The organism is Pseudomonas sp., from assembly GCF_050739775.1.
GTDB lineage: Bacteria > Pseudomonadota > Gammaproteobacteria > Pseudomonadales > Pseudomonadaceae > Aquipseudomonas.
In genome coordinates, this window is sequence record NZ_JBOICA010000029.1 from 20,516 (window position 1) to 34,057 (window position 13,542).

Annotated in this window: 15 protein-coding genes; 10 read left to right on the forward strand and 5 right to left on the reverse strand. The window is 62.0% G+C overall.

The window, feature by feature from the left end:
• Positions 1 to 68: 68 nt before the first annotated feature.
• The 5 genes from ACRESH_RS16265 (at position 69) to ACRESH_RS16285 (ending at position 3,566) form a co-directional block, all read left to right on the forward strand.
• The gene (locus ACRESH_RS16265) at positions 69 to 578 is read left to right on the forward strand and encodes a sigma-70 family RNA polymerase sigma factor (RefSeq protein WP_431742940.1); all 510 of its coding nucleotides are present in this window, start codon (positions 69 to 71) and stop codon (positions 576 to 578) included.
• Positions 575 to 1,327, forward strand: coding sequence for an anti-sigma factor family protein (locus tag ACRESH_RS16270; protein ID WP_431742941.1), 753 nt, complete (start codon positions 575 to 577; stop codon positions 1,325 to 1,327). The genes ACRESH_RS16265 and ACRESH_RS16270 overlap by 4 nt, the downstream gene beginning before the upstream one ends.
• A gap of 77 nt (positions 1,328 to 1,404) precedes the next feature.
• A complete protein-coding gene (locus tag ACRESH_RS16275) occupies positions 1,405 to 1,740 on the forward strand; it encodes a DUF2790 domain-containing protein (protein WP_431742942.1) in 336 nt (111 codons plus the stop codon).
• A 372-nt stretch (positions 1,741 to 2,112) separates the two neighbouring features.
• The gene (locus tag ACRESH_RS16280) at positions 2,113 to 2,622 is read left to right on the forward strand and encodes a sigma-70 family RNA polymerase sigma factor (RefSeq protein WP_431742943.1); all 510 of its coding nucleotides are present in this window, start codon (positions 2,113 to 2,115) and stop codon (positions 2,620 to 2,622) included.
• Complete coding sequence (locus ACRESH_RS16285) at positions 2,619 to 3,566, forward strand: DUF4880 domain-containing protein (protein WP_431742944.1); 948 nt, start codon at positions 2,619 to 2,621, stop codon at positions 3,564 to 3,566. Before ACRESH_RS16280 ends, ACRESH_RS16285 begins: the two co-directional genes overlap by 4 nt.
• A gap of 42 nt (positions 3,567 to 3,608) precedes the next feature.
• On the opposite strand, the gene ACRESH_RS16290 is transcribed toward ACRESH_RS16285, so the two are convergent.
• Positions 3,609 to 4,973, reverse strand: coding sequence for a hypothetical protein (locus ACRESH_RS16290; protein ID WP_431742945.1), 1,365 nt, complete (start codon positions 4,971 to 4,973; stop codon positions 3,609 to 3,611).
• 128 nt (positions 4,974 to 5,101) lie between these two features.
• On the opposite strand from ACRESH_RS16290, the gene ACRESH_RS16295 reads away from it, so the two are divergent.
• Positions 5,102 to 5,830, forward strand: coding sequence for a substrate-binding periplasmic protein (locus tag ACRESH_RS16295; protein ID WP_431742946.1), 729 nt, complete (start codon positions 5,102 to 5,104; stop codon positions 5,828 to 5,830).
• A 79-nt stretch (positions 5,831 to 5,909) separates the two neighbouring features.
• Here the strand turns inward: ACRESH_RS16295 and ACRESH_RS16300 are convergent, their stop codons facing one another.
• The 3 genes from ACRESH_RS16300 to ACRESH_RS16310 all read right to left on the reverse strand — a co-directional run bounded on the left by ACRESH_RS16300 (position 5,910) and on the right by ACRESH_RS16310 (position 7,179).
• Positions 5,910 to 6,242, reverse strand: a complete 333-nt coding sequence (locus ACRESH_RS16300; RefSeq protein ID WP_431742947.1) for a YegP family protein — start codon at positions 6,240 to 6,242, stop codon at positions 5,910 to 5,912.
• A gap of 150 nt (positions 6,243 to 6,392) precedes the next feature.
• Positions 6,393 to 6,797 (reverse strand): GFA family protein, encoded by a 405-nt coding sequence (locus ACRESH_RS16305; protein WP_431742948.1) that lies wholly within the window; start codon positions 6,795 to 6,797, stop codon positions 6,393 to 6,395.
• Between the two features lie 52 nt (positions 6,798 to 6,849).
• Positions 6,850 to 7,179: a hypothetical protein gene (locus ACRESH_RS16310; protein WP_431742949.1), complete on the reverse strand. Its 330-nt coding sequence runs from the start codon at positions 7,177 to 7,179 to the stop codon at positions 6,850 to 6,852.
• A 226-nt stretch (positions 7,180 to 7,405) separates the two neighbouring features.
• On the opposite strand from ACRESH_RS16310, the gene ACRESH_RS16315 reads away from it, so the two are divergent.
• Positions 7,406 to 8,782, forward strand: a complete 1,377-nt coding sequence (locus tag ACRESH_RS16315; protein WP_431742950.1) for a pyridoxal-phosphate dependent enzyme — start codon at positions 7,406 to 7,408, stop codon at positions 8,780 to 8,782.
• The gene (locus ACRESH_RS16320; protein WP_431742951.1) at positions 8,779 to 9,951 is read left to right on the forward strand and encodes a cystathionine gamma-synthase; all 1,173 of its coding nucleotides are present in this window, start codon (positions 8,779 to 8,781) and stop codon (positions 9,949 to 9,951) included. Before ACRESH_RS16315 ends, ACRESH_RS16320 begins: the two co-directional genes overlap by 4 nt.
• 26 nt (positions 9,952 to 9,977) lie before the next feature.
• On the opposite strand, the gene ACRESH_RS16325 is transcribed toward ACRESH_RS16320, so the two are convergent.
• Entirely contained in the window at positions 9,978 to 10,406 is a 429-nt protein-coding gene (locus ACRESH_RS16325) for a DUF1801 domain-containing protein (protein ID WP_431742952.1), read from the reverse strand.
• A gap of 89 nt (positions 10,407 to 10,495) precedes the next feature.
• On the opposite strand from ACRESH_RS16325, the gene ACRESH_RS16330 reads away from it, so the two are divergent.
• Positions 10,496 to 11,005, forward strand: coding sequence for a GNAT family N-acetyltransferase (locus ACRESH_RS16330; protein WP_431742953.1), 510 nt, complete (start codon positions 10,496 to 10,498; stop codon positions 11,003 to 11,005).
• Between the two features lie 215 nt (positions 11,006 to 11,220).
• Entirely contained in the window at positions 11,221 to 13,542 is a 2,322-nt protein-coding gene (locus tag ACRESH_RS16335; protein WP_431742989.1) for a TonB-dependent siderophore receptor, read from the forward strand.

A 13,542-nucleotide genomic window follows, 5' to 3' on the forward strand; every position in this document is an offset into this window, starting at 1 on the left:
CATGGAATAATTTTTTCTCTGCAGCGTCTGCCTCGTACACTGATCGCTTACAGGCCAAGACCCTGGCAATGAACGAACTGGATGACGACCAATTACGCGAGATGCTCGAGCGCTTGCGGCGCTTCGCCCTGTGGTTGACCCGCGAGGCCAGCAGTGCTGACGACCTGGTTCAGGCCACTGTCGAGCGCGCCCTCAGTCGCGGTGGCCAGCGGCGTGAGCACGACAGTCTGCGAGCCTGGTTGTTCTCGATCCTCTACCGGCAATTTATCGACGGCAAGCGCCGGGAGCGTCGCCATGCCCGTTGGCTGGCTTGGTTCGGACGGGGCGAGGAGGCGGGCAATGCTACAGAGGATATTGTTTTGGCCCAGTCCGGCCTGGCGGCGTTCGCCCGGTTGCCCACCGAACAACGCGCCTTATTGTTGCTGGTGAGTGTCGAGGGCCTGAGTTACAAGGAGGCCGCTCAGGCCTTGGAGGTGCCGATCGGCACCGTGATGTCGCGGTTGTCGCGGGCGCGCACGGCGCTGCGCGAACTGGCCGAGGGCAATACAGTGTCCCCGGCGTTGCGGAGGTTGAAATGAGTCAGTTGATCCCGTCAGAAGACGAGCTGCATGCCTATGTCGACGAGTGCCTGGAGCCTGAGCGTCGGCGGGCGGTGGAGTTGTACCTGGCCGCCAACCCCGAGCAGGCCAGGCGGGTCGAAGGCTGGCGCCACGATGCCCGGCAATTGCGCGCCGCTTTGTCAGGCTTTGCCGGGCAGGCAGCCAACCCACGGCTAGATCCGATTCATGTACGTCGTGAGCTGCGTCGGCGGCGGCAGCGGCGCTGGGCCAACGCTGCGGTGCTGCTGGTGACCCTGGGCATCGGTGGGCTGGGGGGCTGGCAGGTGCGCGAGGCCAGCCTGATGGCCAGCAACCTGCCAATGGCCGATGCGGTGCAGGCCCATCGGCTCTTCGCCGATGCCAGCGCCTTGGACCTTAACGCCCGGGACCCCGCGCGTCTGCAGGCCTGGCTGGGACAGCATTTTCGTCATGTCGGCAACCTGCCGGACTTGTCGGCCTATGGTTTCACCCCGCTGGGTGCGCGGTTGCTGAGCAACGAGCAGGGGCCAGCCGCCTTGCTGGTGTTCGAAGATGCCCAGGGCCAGCGGGTCAGCCTGTTCCTGCGCTCGCCGGGCGAGCATTTCGCGCGCATGCCCAACGGTGAACGCAGTGATGGGCAATTGCAGGCACGCTACTGGTCTCATGGCGACTACAACTATGCGTTGGTCAGCGCTATATCTGACAGCCGCGGCGCCCAATTGCGCAAGGTGCTGGATATCGCCTTGTAGCCGGTCGCCCCCAGCAGGCGTAAGCTCGAAACTGTTTGACCCAGCAGTTCGATCCATCACCTGTGAGGTAAGGCGAAATGAAGCGCAAGCAAGGTTTGGTAGTGGCAGCCCTGTTGCTGCTGGCCGGCCAAAGCGCGCTGGCCTCGGCACCGGAAGTGAAGGATGCGCGTCTGGTTGCCCATGAGCAGGCAGTGCAGGCCTATGCGGCAAAAACCGGCAAGACAGCCCCGGCTGTTCAGGACTATCGCTACGGCACATCGATCGATGTTGCCCGGCTCATCGAACAGACCCCCATGGCCCGCGGCTGCGAAGCGGCGCCGATGTTGATGACCTACGAGGACTCGTCCGGGCAGTTGGTAACGATGCGTTATCAGCTCGAGGGGCAGTGCCCGCGGTTTCAGGCCACGCGTTGAGGCACCACCGGCAGCGGCGAGGGAGCGTCGCTGCACCTGTGTGGAGGCGGTGGATTTGGCACCGTGAAGCGCTGTCTTTGGCACCTCCAGGAAACATGCGGGCTACAGGCGAGTTTGAGTGCCAAAGAGCCCGCAAAAATGGGGGGAAGTGAGGAAAATCATACCTTTTCCTAAGCGCTATCTTTGGCACCAAAAAATTGCGCAACATACTGATTTAGCAGTTATTTATCCCGAGTGCCAAATATAGCGCTAGTGCCAAATCCGACGTCTGCTCACATAAAGACTGCAGATCCTATGAAGGCACTTGGTTTGTGCAAGGGTATTAATTAGAATCAATCTCATTTGATTCTTTTCCCGTGCAGGTGCCTTGAGATGAGCGAAGCGGTGGTCCTTTCCGAGCAAACGCTGCACGGTCTTTACCGTGACCACCGCAGTTGGCTCGAAAGTTGGTTGCATCGGCGCCTGGGCAATCGCTGGGATGCTGCCGACCTTAGCCAGGACACCTTCCTGCGGGTGCTGGCCAGCCCCCAGGTGCTCGAAGAGTTGCGCGAACCGCGGGCCTACCTGTTGACGGTCGGCAAGCGGTTGCTGGTCAACTTCTACAAGCGCCGCAGTCTCGAGCACGCTTACCTCGACGCCCTGGCCAGTTTGCCCGAAGCCCTGATGCCGTCACCGGAACAGCGCTGGCTGCTGCTGGAAACCCTGCAAGCCCTGGATGAACTGCTCGATGGCCTGGCACCGCAGGTGCGTCGGGCCTTTCTCTGGTCGCAGCTCGAAGGCTTGGGTTACGCGCAGATTGCCGAGCGCCTGCAGGTTAGCGAACGCACGGTCAAACGCTACATGGCCCAGGCCTACGAGCACTGCCTGCTGGCCAATCTATGAACCGTGCGAGCAACCCCGAGGCGCGCCAACTGGCCCGCATCGCTGCCGCTTGGTTGACCCTGCTCGACTCAGGGCGGGCCAGTGCCGAAGACCTGCAGCAGCTTGACCATTGGCGGGCGGCCGATCCCCGGCACGAACAGGTCTGGCAGCGTGCCGAAGGCTTGCGTCAGCGCTTCCAGGCGGTGCCGCAAGCGTTGGCCATGGCTAGCCTGGACCGTCCGCAGGCCAGTCGTCGCACCTTGCTCAAGCGTGGTCTGGCCTTGGCCGTGCTGGTGCCGGGCGGCTGGTTGCTCAGTCAGCAGTTGCCACTGGCGGTGTGGCGCGCAGATTTGCGTACCGCCGTCGGCGAGCGGCGTGGCGTGCGCCTGGCCGATGGCAGTGTGCTGCAGATGAATACTGCCACTGCTGTCGATCTGGATATGGCCCAGCATCGCCTGACGCTGGTCGAAGGCGAAATCGCCCTCAGCGTCAATCGCGCCCAGCCGATTGATGTGGACTTTGGCCTGGGCCGGGTCAGCACGGGCCAGGCGCAGATCTGTCTACGCCGCGATGCTGACCGCTGTCGGATTTCGGTGCTCAATGGCACGGTACAGGTGCAGCCTGTGCAGGGTATGGGCCTGGCGCTGCATTATGGTGACCAACTGACCCTGTACGCCGATGGCAGCGGCGCCATGGGGCGTCTCGATCCGCATGTGCCTGACTGGCGCGACGGTGTGTTGAGTGCCGAAAACCAGCCACTGGGTCAGTTTCTGCGTGAAGTCGGCCGATATCGCCCGGGTATCCTGCGCTGGGAACCGGCGCTGGAGTCGCTCAAAGTCACCGGCACCTTCCAGTTGAACGACACTGACCGGATTCTTGCCTTGCTGGCCGCCAGCCTGCCGGTGAACGTGCAATCGCGCAGCCGCTACTGGGTCACACTGGTACCACGACAAAACTCTGCATGATGCAGGTCTGTAGCGGTGATGGCCTGTTCTCGCCACACAGGCTCAATGAAATACCTGAACCACCAGGCCTTCGATCGCATAGCCTTGCTCAACGGACCTGGCCTTGAGGATCAACACTGCATTGGGCGCGCTTCTGAGCACCGCGATCAGGATGATGCCATCGCCTTGGTAATTGCCCACCAGCACAGGTGTTTCCTGCGCCCGTGGCGGCACCAGCAATGACCGCCAGGTATCGGCATCAGCCGTGACGAAACCTTGCGCATCGCCAAGGAACCTATCCGGGAGAAATTCAGGATCGTCGGCCAGTCCGCGATCAGTCATGCGCAGGCGCAGCAAGCGGTCGATGGGCTGATCTTCAAACGTTAGCGGGCGACCGGCAAAAAATGGCGCCAGCGCCTGCGGCAATCGTTGCGCCGGGCTGGTCAGCCAGGTCTGGAGGAATGCATTGGCCCATTGCCTGGCCTGGGGCGACGACTCGATCGCAAGGCTACCGAGCGTCGATTGCAACAGCGCATCAGGCTCGGCATCCAGGCGCCAGCCGGTGGCTTGGCGTTCATAATCAGGGACAGCACGCTGCGTCGACGCGAGCGCTGCAGGCACTGGCCGCAGGTCGATGGCCGGGGCGCCCGAAAAGCGCTGCTCACCATCGGACAAGCTGGTGTTGCCGACAATTGCCCGGGCCTGCGGGACGTTGTGGGATTCGAGCCATTGATACTTGGCGGTACGGGTCCTGAGCTGGCAGAAGGCAAACACCTGTGGCTCCAGCGTCGACCAATCCTTGGCCGCAGTGGGCAGATTCATCGACTGGCGATAACGACGCAGGTAGCCGTAGCTTGACCTTGCCGCTTCGCGGCAGTCAAAGGGATAGACATAGGTACGGTCAGCCTGATGGGACAAGGCACCGCCACGATCAAGCGCATGGGTCCAGACCCATTGTTCAGGGCAAGGGGCGTGATGATCCGACACGCCATGATGGGCATAGGCGTCCTGCCAGCCATGCAGGGCCTGGCCGAGCTTGAGCAAATGCGCTTGCGGGCCGTGATCCGCTTCGGCGAGCACACTGTTGATTTGCCCCTGAGCAAACACCTCGGCGCTATCGACCGGCCGAGCGGGCGGTAGCGCTGGTGGCGGTTGCTGTGCGCGAAAATGCAGGTAGCGGGTGAGTTTGCTGGCGTCTTCCTGGCGCTTGATGCACAGCTGCCAGATGATCGCGTGCTTGGCATCGAGCAGGCCGGTGTCGGTGAGTTCATTGCCGCGGGCGATGTCGTGGCTCTGCTGATGGTTGAAGCCGGCCTGGGTCGCCAGCCAATACGTCAGGCCGAAATGAACGTCCGATTCGTAGGCGAGGGCGGGCAGGCTGGGTATCAGTAGCAGGAGCGGCAAGGATGCGAAGCGCGCAAGGGCCATGATCGCGATTGTCTGGGAGGCTGGGTGCTGTTTCAGTGTAGCGGTGAATGGCCTGATGCCATCAAATTCTTGAGACGAGCATAAGGCCTGCATACTAAGCTTTGTGACCTGCTTTTCGAGTCAGATCGATGAAACTGATCGCTGCCTGTTTGTTGGCGTGTTTGCCCCTTACCGCGCTTGCTGGAGAACTTCGCTTGCTCACCGACAACCATCGGCCTTTGCACTTCCAGCAGGGTAATGAGTTGGTCGGTTTTGCTGTGGATGTCGTACACAGCCTGAGTCAACAGAGTGGCGATGCCATTCAACTCCAGCAGATGCCCTTGCGGCGTGCGTTACGCAAAGCGAGCAGCGACCCTGATACGGCGGTGTTCAGCATTTTGCGCAGCCCGGAACGCGAAGCCAGCTATCAGTGGGTGGGGCCCTTGATGGAGGTGCAAACTGCGCTTTACGCGGCGCCGGATAGCCATCTTGAGGTGCGCGACCTGCAGCAGGCGGCGGCACTCAAGCATATTGTCGTGCCGCGCAAATGGCAGGTTTATCGGTACTTGCAAGCGCACGGAATGAACAATCTCTATGGTGTAGAGACGCCCGAGCAGATGATGCGCCTGCTGCGACTGGGGCGTGCCGATCTGGTGGCGCTCGACAACCTCAGTGTCGCCGCGCAAGCCCGCGAGGCCGGGCTTGGCCCGTTGCGCTATCAGATGCCATTGACCCGCCAGGGGGCTTATATTGCCTTCTCGCCGCAGACCGACAGCCAACGCGTGCAACGTTGGCAGCAGGCCTTGGACCAAATGCGCCAGGATGGTCGCCTCAAACAATTGCAGCAGCGCTGGCTAGGGACTGCGCAGACACCTTGAGTGGGTGAGTCGTACCGCTGTTCCAACACCGGCGCCCCTGTAAACGTACGGCACTGGCGTTCACAGGGGAGCCCTGCGTTCAAGTGTGGTCTTCGATCGTCTTGCTGCTGCCATTGGTTTTCACCGAGGCAATGCCGGCATCACGCGATTGCGCACTGGCATACATCTGGCTGCTGCCAATGACCTGGTGGTTGGCGGCTTTGAGGTTGAAATGTAATTTGCCATTGCTGGCCTCTTTCTTTTCATAGCGCTCATCTGTGCCGCTATTGGCCTGGACTGAAGCAATGCCACTTTCGGCAGAGGTCTTGGCCTTGTACAACTCACTGGTAAGAATAGTCTCGCCATTACCCGCCTTGAGAACAAAGCGGTACTGCCCGTCACTGCTGGTGCTCAACTCGAACCATCCTGCCATGGGAACTCCTTGTTACGCAGATAAGCCTGGGTACGCTGCTTGCGTGCTCGCTTGCAGTGACAAATCAGTATGGTGGGCTTTGTATGCTTGTCCAATGATTCGGCTACCGCTTCGCGCGGCAAGCCCGCTCCTGCACCCGCGGTCAGCTCATCAATGCCGCGGCCACTCATCGTCAATCACTAGCCAGCAGGCCTTGGACTGCACATGCACATGCTTGTGCCCGACAGGTTCGAACGGCGTGTCCAGCACCCCCAGCGCGACACTGACCCAATCGGCAAATTTTCCCGCCGCATCGGCCCAGAACAGGTTCGCGCCACAGGTTGAGCAGAAGCTGCGGCTGATGCTTGGCGACGATTTGAACACACGTATCGCTTCATCAGGGTCGCTGACCGTCAACGCTGCGCCCGGCACGCTGCCATAGCTGGCAAATGCCGCCCCATGAGCCTTGCGGCATTGGCTGCAATGACAATGGGTAACGGCCTTGATCTGCCCGTCGATACGCAAGCTGATGGCGCCGCACAGGCAACTGCCGTGATACTGCGGTGTGCTGTTCATCCGCTAATGTGCCTGAAACAAAAGGGCCGAAGATCATACACGCGCTAAGCCGTCAGCGCTGTGCTAGCGCATGTCGGACACACTGCTCGTAGTAGGTTTGCTTGATGGCTGCAGGCTTGAGCCGCGACGGGCTGTTGTAGGTCTGTTCGGTGATGCCCATGGCGGTCATGCGCATCCAGGGTTTAGGGAACTTGCGCACCTGGAGCCTTTTGCGCGCCGGGTACAAGGTCACGCCAGACAGCTTGGACTGCTGGGCGCCAGCGGCGATCTGCGAACCCCAACCACACACATAGCGATCATTCTTGCCCAACGCCTTGGCCTGGGCGCCAAGGGCGAAAGCGGCGAGAAAAAACGTTGCAAGGGTCAATCCATAAGCCCGCATAGTGTCAACCTAAGCTGTTGAAAGGAAAGCAAGTTTGCCAACGAAGGGAGCCGTAGGGGGCCAGCAGTTTGCCTTAATTGCTGCGGGCTTTCGGGGCGCCTTGGCAGCAGAGGTTGCGGTGGGCGCCAAGCGGGCCTATGGTCCAAACGAGGCATTGCCTGGGACGGATGCGCTGACCTGGCACAGGTCGTCCGTCCAGCGCCCACTCCAGCTGCGAGGTGACCCCATGGCCAACGACTCCCGCCCAGCCGTACTCGAACTGATCGGCAACACGCCCCTGGTCCGCGTCAGTCGCTTCGATACCGGCCCCTGTACCTTGTTTCTCAAGCTCGAATCGCAGAACCCCGGCGGTTCGATCAAGGATCGCATCGGCCTGGCCATGATCGACGCGGCCGAGCGCGACGGTCGGCTGCGTCCCGGTGGCACCATCGTTGAGGCCACTGCTGGCAATACTGGCCTTGGCCTGGCCCTGGTTGGCCGGGCCAAGGGTTATCGGGTGGTACTGGTGGTGCCGGACAAGATGTCCACTGAGAAGGTCCTGCACCTCAAGGCGATGGGCGCCGAGGTGCATATCACCCGTTCCGATGTCGGCAAGGGGCACCCGGAGTATTACCAGGACGTGGCGGCGCGGCTGACCGCAGAGATCCCCGAGGCCTTCTTCGCCGATCAGTTCAACAATCCGGCCAACCCCCTGGCCCACGAGTGCAGCACCGCGCCGGAGATCTGGGCGCAAATGCAGCATGACGTGGATGCCATCGTCGTTGGCGTCGGCTCGGCCGGCACTTTGACCGGACTGACCCGCTTCTTTCGCCGGGTGCAGCCGGACCTTGCCATGATCCTGGCCGATCCGGTCGGCTCGGTGGTGGCCGAGTACAGCCGCAGCGGTGCGCTAGGCACGCCCGGTTCCTGGGCGGTGGAGGGCATCGGTGAGGATTTCATTCCGTCGATTGCCGACCTGTCCAGCGTACGCCAGGCCTATTCGATCAGCGATGAGGACAGCTTCGAGCATGCCCGTCAGTTGCTACGCGCCGAGGGCATCCTCGGCGGCTCCTCGACCGGTACCTTGCTGGCCGCGGCGCTACGCTACTGCCGCGAGCAGACCGAACCGAAACGGGTGGTCAGTTTTGTTTGCGACACCGGCACCCGCTACCTGTCGAAGGTCTACAACGACCAGTGGATGACCGATCAGGGCCTGCTGCAGTTCAAGCACTACGGCGATTTACGCGACCTCATCGCCCGGCGCTTCGAAGATGGCCGGGTGGTCAGCGTGGGGCCCGGCGACACCTTGCTCACCGCCTTCCAGCGCATGCGCCTGGCCGATGTCTCGCAATTGCCGGTGCTCGAAGATGGTCAGCGGCTGGTCGGGGTGATCGACGAGTCCGATATCCTGGTCGGCATGCACGCCGATCCAACGCACTTTCGCCTGCCCGTTGCCAGCGCCATGACCGGCAAGCTGCAAACCCTGCCGCCCAGTGCCAGCCTGACTACACTGCAAGCGGAACTCGACCGTGGGCTGGTGGCGATCATCGCCGATGCCTCGGGCTTCTATGGCCTGATTACCCGTGTCGACATGCTCAACCACCTGCGCAGGTCCTTGCCATGAGCCACGACGAAAGCACCGCGCCACGCGGCTTCGCCACCCGCGTGATCCATGCCGGGCAAACCCCCGACCCGTCCACCGGGGCCTTGATGCCGCCGATCTACGCCAACTCCACCTATGCCCAGCAGAGTCCCGGCGTGCACAAGGGCCTGGACTACGGACGCTCGCACAATCCCACGCGTTGGGCGCTGGAGCGCTGTGTGGCTGATCTTGAGAGCGGTACCCAGGCCTTTGCCTTTGCCTCGGGCCTGGCGACCATCGCCAATGTGCTTGAACTGCTCGATGCCGGTGCCCACATTGTCTCTGGTAATGACCTGTACGGTGGTACGTTCCGCCTGTTTGAGCGGGTGCGTCGACGCAGCGCCGGGCATCGGTTCAGCTTTGTCGATCTGACCGACCTGGCGGCTTTCGAAGCTGCGCTACAAGACGACACACGTATGGTCTGGGTCGAGACGCCCAGCAACCCCTTGCTTAGCCTCACTGACCTGGTCGCCGTCGCCGACATCTGTCGCCAACGTGGCATTCTCTGTGTCGCCGATAACACCTTTGCCAGTCCTTGGGTGCAGCGCCCGCTGGAGCTGGGCTTCGACATCGTCCTGCACTCGACCACCAAGTACCTCAACGGCCACTCCGACGTGATTGGTGGGATCGCCGTGGTGGGGAACCCCGAGCTGGCTGAGCGCCTGGGCTTTTTGCAGAATGCGGTGGGGGCCATTGCCGGACCGTTCGACGCCTTTCTCACCTTGCGCGGGGTGAAAACCCTGGCCCTGCGCATGGAACGCCACTGTAGCAACGCTCTGGAACTGGCACACTGGCTTGAGCGTCAGCCGCAGGTGGCGCGGGTCTATTATCCGGGCCTGGTCTCGCACCCCCAGCACGGCCTGGCACGGCGGCAGATGCGCGGTTTCGGCGGGATGATTTCCCTGGACCTCAACAGCGACCTGGCGGGTGCCAAGCGCTTTCTTGAAAGTGTGCGCATCTTCGCCCTGGCCGAGAGCCTGGGCGGGGTGGAAAGCCTGATCGAGCATCCGGCGATCATGACCCATGCCAGCATCCCGGCCGAGACTCGCGCGCATCTGGGTATCGGCGATGCGCTGGTGCGCCTGTCGGTGGGGGTAGAGGACGTCGAAGACCTGCGCGCGGATCTGGCCCAGGCGCTGGAGCGAGTCTGAATACGGGCGCCATGCTTAGCCCACACCTACTTGCGCCTGGTTTTGCTGGCGCCGGCTGCTTGTGCCGACGTGCTTAGTTTCACGGCGGCCTGTATCAGCCCCTTCAGGGCTTGCTCATTGATGCTGTCGCCTTCATGGATATCAATGGCCCGCCGCGTGTTGCCCTCCAGGCTGGCGTTGAACAGGCCGGCAGGATCTTTCAGTGCGGCGCCCTTGGCGAAGGTCAGCTTCACCGCTTGCTTGTAGGTCTCGCCGGTGCAGAGAATGCCAGCGTGGGACCACACGGGAACGCCTCGCCATTTCCACTCCTCGATCACCTCGGGGTCGGCCTGGTGGATGAGCCTGCGTACCTGGGCGAGCGTTGCCCCGCGCCAGTCGTTCAGTTCGTTGATTCTGCCCTCTATCAAGGCGCTGGCAGATGATTCAGCAGTTGGTGTTGGGTCGCTGTGGGCCATGGGGTCTCCTGCTGCTGGTATTGGCCACGGGTTTTGTAAACAATAGCGCCCGCCCAAAGAGCGCTACCTGTTTATTGACCGAGATTCCCATGCCTTCGATCCCTTTCACTGTTGAACTGCTGCAAACCGGCCAGGACCAAGCCGAGCTGATCCGCAACCTGTACCAGTTCTATGCCTATGAGTCCTCGGACTGGGAGCAAGAGGATGTGGAAGTGGATGGCCGTTTCTATATCCACGAAGAGCACCTGGCCCGCTACTGGCAAGAGCCACAGTGGAGCGCCAACCTGATCCTGGTCGATGGCTTCATTGTCGGCTTCCTGTTGATCGAGCGCAGCGAGTTCGCCGCACTCAATGCCCTGGAACTGGCTGACCTGTTCATCCTCAAGCGTTACCGGCGCAAAGGCATCGGCCGCGCGCTCGCCAGCCAGGTGCTGATGAGCGGGGAGAGCGACTGGCTGGTGCGCTTCTATGACCAGGACGAAACCGCCCAGGCCTTCTGGCGTGCGGTGCTGGATAACCTGCCGCGGCCGGTACGGACGATTGAACTGGATGACGAACCCGAGCTGCTGAGTTACCTGGTCACGCGCGCGGTTCACTGATCGTTCGGCAGCGGTTCGGCAAGCTATGCGCTGAAAATAACTGCATTAAGCCTGTCCCCTTTCTTTCGCTCGGTTGTCATCAAGGGCAAGTGAATTAACCAGAGAGCGCCACAATGCCCGCACCGACACGCCGCCGAACGCACCTGGCGTCTTCGTTTTCCTATTCCACCTTGTGCTTGAGCCTGATGCTTGGCTTCGGCCCGTTGGCAGCGCAGATGGCAATGGCCGACAGCGAACAACGCAGCTACAAGGTGCCCGCCGGCGACCTGGGTTCGGCATTGATTCGCTTCGCCGGCCAGGCCGGGGTAAGTGTCTCGGTGGACCCGGGCCTGGTGAGTGGCCGACGTAGTGCCGGGCTGTCGGGCAACTATAGCGTCGATGAAGGCTTTGCCCGGCTGCTGCAGGGCAGTGGCTTGCAGCTTCAGCCCGTCAGTGCCGGTGCCTATACCCTGGTGCCGGTACCGCAGGGTTCGGATGCACTGGAAATCGCACCGACCAGTATCCTCGGCAACCACGCCGGGGCCGACGTGGATGGCGAGCGTTATGCCGGCGGGCAGGTAGCCCGCCGCGGCTCGCAAGGTTTGCTGGGCTCGCGGGATTTCATGGAAACACCCTTCAGCATGACTACCTACACCAGTGAGGCGGTCGAGAACCAACAAGCGCGGACTTTAGGCGACCTGATCGCCAGCGACCCATCGGTGCGCGCGACCAACCCCGCAGGCGGGCGCTTCGAGCAGTTCACCATCCGTGGTTTCAGCCTGTTTAACAGTGATGTTTCCTACAGCGGCCTGTACGGCGTTCTGCCGACTTACTCGATCGACATGGAGATGGCCGACCGTGTGGACATCATCAAGGGCCCGAGCCAGCTGATCAATGGTATCTCGCCGCGGGGTAGTGTCGGGGGCGGCATCAACGTGGTGCCCAAGCGTGCGGGTGACAAGCCGATCACTGAGTTCACCGGCAGCTATGCGTCGGACAGCCAGGTGGGCGGGGCGGTGGACATCGGCCGCCGGTTCGGTGACCAGAACCAGTTCGGCCTGCGTTTCAACGGCGTGAAGCAGTCCGGTGACACTGAGTGGGACCATCAGCGCGTCGACCGCGAGATGGCCGTGCTGGGCCTGGATTTTCGCGGCGAGCGGCTGCGGCTGTCGGCGGACTTCGGCCACACCGAGCGCGATACCGATGCGCCCCAGGAACGGGTGATTGTCGGCGCCAAGGCCAAGGTGCCGGATGCCGATGATGTGCGGCGCAACTATGCCCAGGCCTGGAGCAAGGCGCGCACCAACGATACCTTCGGTACCCTGAATGGAGAATTCGACATCAACGATTCGCTGATGGCCTACGCGGCTGTCGGCGCGCGTAAAAGCGACCATGACTTCCTCCGGCACAACGTGCCCATCTCCAACGATGCCGGTGACTTCAGCGTCCAGCCGCGCGATTTCAGCCGCGATGAAAATGTCAAAACCGCCACGGCCGGCCTGCGCAACTGGTTCAATACCGGTCCCGTGAGCCATGAAGTGAACCTGGCCGCCAGTTACTACTACATGGATTTCGAGAACGGCGGCGCCCGTTATGCATCGGCCCCCAGCAACCTCTACAACCCGCTACCAACGCCTACCCCCGGCACGCCCACACGCCTGGATTCCAAGGTTTACACCGAGAACCGTTTCACCGGCGTGGCGCTGGCCGACACCCTCGGGTTCTTCGATGAGCGCCTGCTCCTGACCCTTGGTGCCCGCTGGCAGCGGGTCCAGGTCGATGACTGGAGCGACAACGTCAAAGGCGCCACGGCCTACGACGAAGAGAAAGTTTCGCCGTCGGCTGGGATTCTGTTCAAGCTCACTGATCAGCTGTCACTCTATGCCAACTACATGGAGGGCTTGAGCCAAGGCAAGATCGCGCCCTCGACCTCGATCAACGAGGAGCAGATTTTTCCGCCATTTATCAGCCGCCAGGTGGAGGTCGGTGCCAAGTATGACCTGGGCGCATTCGCCCTTACCGCCAGCGCCTTTCGCATCAGGCAGCCAGCCTACGAAACTAACGCCACTACACGGGTCTTTGGTCCCAACGGCAAACGCGAGAACAAGGGCGTCGAGTTGAGTGTGTTCGGTGAACCACTCAAGGGCTTTCGTCTGCTCGGTGGCGTGATGTACATCGATAGCGAGCTGACCGATACCGTCGGCGGCACCTTTGACGGCAACCGCGCCCCGGCGACGCCCGAGTACAACGTCAACCTCGGCGCCGAGTGGGACGTGCCGAGCGTGTCGGGGCTGACCCTGAGCGCCCGCGGCATCCATTCCAGCTCGCAGTACCTGGACCAGGCCAACAGCAAGCAGATCGACGGCTGGCAGCGTTTCGATGGCGGTGCCCGCTATGCCTTCAAGGTCGACGGCAAAGACGTCACCCTGCGCGCCAGCGTCGAGAACCTGCTGGATGAGCGCTACTGGGCTTCGGCGGGTGCCTCCGATGACAGCGAAGCAGGGCTGACGTTGTCTACGCCCAGGACCTACCTGCTGTCGGCTAGCCTGGGTTTTTGA

Coding starts and splice junctions, on each gene's coding strand:
- ACRESH_RS16275 (WP_431742942.1), top strand. CDS start 1,405: ATGAAGCGCAAGCAAGGTTTGGTAGTGGCAGCCCTGTTGCTGCTGGCC.
- ACRESH_RS16315 (WP_431742950.1), top strand. CDS start 7,406: ATGGCCAACGACTCCCGCCCAGCCGTACTCGAACTGATCGGCAACACG.
- ACRESH_RS16335 (WP_431742989.1), top strand. CDS start 11,221: ATGGCAATGGCCGACAGCGAACAACGCAGCTACAAGGTGCCCGCCGGC.
- ACRESH_RS16280 (WP_431742943.1), top strand. CDS start 2,113: ATGAGCGAAGCGGTGGTCCTTTCCGAGCAAACGCTGCACGGTCTTTAC.
- ACRESH_RS16320 (WP_431742951.1), top strand. CDS start 8,779: ATGAGCCACGACGAAAGCACCGCGCCACGCGGCTTCGCCACCCGCGTG.
- ACRESH_RS16290 (WP_431742945.1), bottom strand. CDS start 4,973: ATGGCCCTTGCGCGCTTCGCATCCTTGCCGCTCCTGCTACTGATACCC.
- ACRESH_RS16325 (WP_431742952.1), bottom strand. CDS start 10,406: ATGGCCCACAGCGACCCAACACCAACTGCTGAATCATCTGCCAGCGCC.
- ACRESH_RS16305 (WP_431742948.1), bottom strand. CDS start 6,797: ATGAACAGCACACCGCAGTATCACGGCAGTTGCCTGTGCGGCGCCATC.
- ACRESH_RS16285 (WP_431742944.1), top strand. CDS start 2,619: ATGAACCGTGCGAGCAACCCCGAGGCGCGCCAACTGGCCCGCATCGCT.
- ACRESH_RS16295 (WP_431742946.1), top strand. CDS start 5,102: ATGAAACTGATCGCTGCCTGTTTGTTGGCGTGTTTGCCCCTTACCGCG.
- ACRESH_RS16270 (WP_431742941.1), top strand. CDS start 575: ATGAGTCAGTTGATCCCGTCAGAAGACGAGCTGCATGCCTATGTCGAC.
- ACRESH_RS16265 (WP_431742940.1), top strand. CDS start 69: ATGAACGAACTGGATGACGACCAATTACGCGAGATGCTCGAGCGCTTG.
- ACRESH_RS16310 (WP_431742949.1), bottom strand. CDS start 7,179: ATGCGGGCTTATGGATTGACCCTTGCAACGTTTTTTCTCGCCGCTTTC.
- ACRESH_RS16330 (WP_431742953.1), top strand. CDS start 10,496: ATGCCTTCGATCCCTTTCACTGTTGAACTGCTGCAAACCGGCCAGGAC.
- ACRESH_RS16300 (WP_431742947.1), bottom strand. CDS start 6,242: ATGGCAGGATGGTTCGAGTTGAGCACCAGCAGTGACGGGCAGTACCGC.